Genomic DNA, 1,351 nt, shown 5'->3' with positions numbered 1-1,351 from the left:
ATTTATTAATAAAAGAAAGTATAAAAAATAAACAACTAGGAAGGGGAGGTACACTTAATGAAATTAAAAAAAGTAGTATTATTCATATCCTGTATGTTTTTCTCATTATTAGCGAAAGCAGGTACAGATGCAGTAAATTTACCATCAACAAAGTCAGCAAATTTAAAATCAAAGTCAGCAGTAGTTATTTCCTCAGCTAGCAAATTATTTGATACGGCTTTAACGTTAGAAAAAGGTGATGTTTGGGTTTGGGGGAATAGAGGTTTATCACAGCAAGGTAACGGAAAATCGTTTGAAATGTCAAATAGCAAACCTGCTAGAGTAAAGTATTTTGCTAATAAAGGGCTCTCTATTACACAATTAACCGCAGGAACATATCATATTATTGCATTAGATGAAAAAGGTAATGTCTGGGGCTGGGGATACAATAGATATCATGAGACATCTGGTAATAATAGTGCAGGGAATTATCCAAGCTCGCCTGTTTTAGTTCTAAACAAAAAAAATGTTGTTATGGTTAGTACTGGAGAATCTTCATCTTATGCTTTAACCAAAAGCGGTGATGTTTATACTTGGGGGCATGGTATATATGGCCAAATAGGGAACGGAAAAAAGAATGCGGTTAATAATGTTAATAAGCTCCCTCGACAATATTTTAACAATAGACCGGTGGTATTAATTGGCGATGGGGACAACACTGGATATGCCATTAATAATGCTGGTGAAGTTTTTGGATGGGGTAATGACTCAGCTACTCTTTTATTTCAAGCTAAACCTAAAAAAATTACAAATCTCCCCCGTGGTGTTAATGGCAAGAATATAGTACATATCACTGGAGGCGATCGTTTCACTGCGTTTTTGACCTCGTCAGGTGATGTTTATGGTATGGGGGAAGGAATATATTTAGGGCTTAATATTACAAAAAGTGGAGAAAAAGTAACAAAACCTAGGCGCATCATACGAAACATAAATGCGCTTTCTTGTCAATTTATGGGGTGTGTTGCTATCGATAAAAACAAAAGATTATGGACATGGGGGGCAGCAGATGGATCTAATTTGATGCGAATACCACTATATGGACGTACTCCAACGAGAAGAAACCACATTGGAAATTTGACTAAAATTGATATGGGTAAACAGCATTTAATATATTGGAATGATAAGGGGCAAGCCTTTGGTGTTGGATATGGAGCTTTGCATAAATTTTCGCAACAAACCAACGAGGATGTAAGGTGGCCGGGAAAAGAGCTTAAATTTGTTGTTGATGAAATGAAAAGGGTTTATGGTAAAAAACATATTCCAGGGCAAGGAAAATAATGATTAGTTAAGAATTAGTGGATGATATTATTAT

The 1,351-nt window shown here is 35.5% G+C and carries 1 protein-coding gene; it reads left to right on the top strand.

Features of this window, described 5'->3' with window-relative positions; all coding sequences use genetic code 11:
• Window positions 1-57 precede the first annotated feature (57 nt).
• Window positions 58-1,317 (top strand): RCC1 domain-containing protein, encoded by a 1,260-nt coding sequence (locus ACGH49_RS10810; protein WP_411589372.1) that lies wholly within the window; start codon window positions 58-60, stop codon window positions 1,315-1,317.
• The last annotated feature ends 34 nt before the right edge of the window (window positions 1,318-1,351 follow it).

This window comes from Gilliamella sp. BG7 (genome assembly GCF_046635565.1).
Taxonomy (GTDB): Bacteria; Pseudomonadota; Gammaproteobacteria; order Enterobacterales; family Orbaceae; genus Gilliamella; species Gilliamella apicola_P.
The sequence above is the reverse complement of the archived record's forward strand: the minus strand, read 5'-3'. Positions and strand labels throughout refer to the sequence as shown.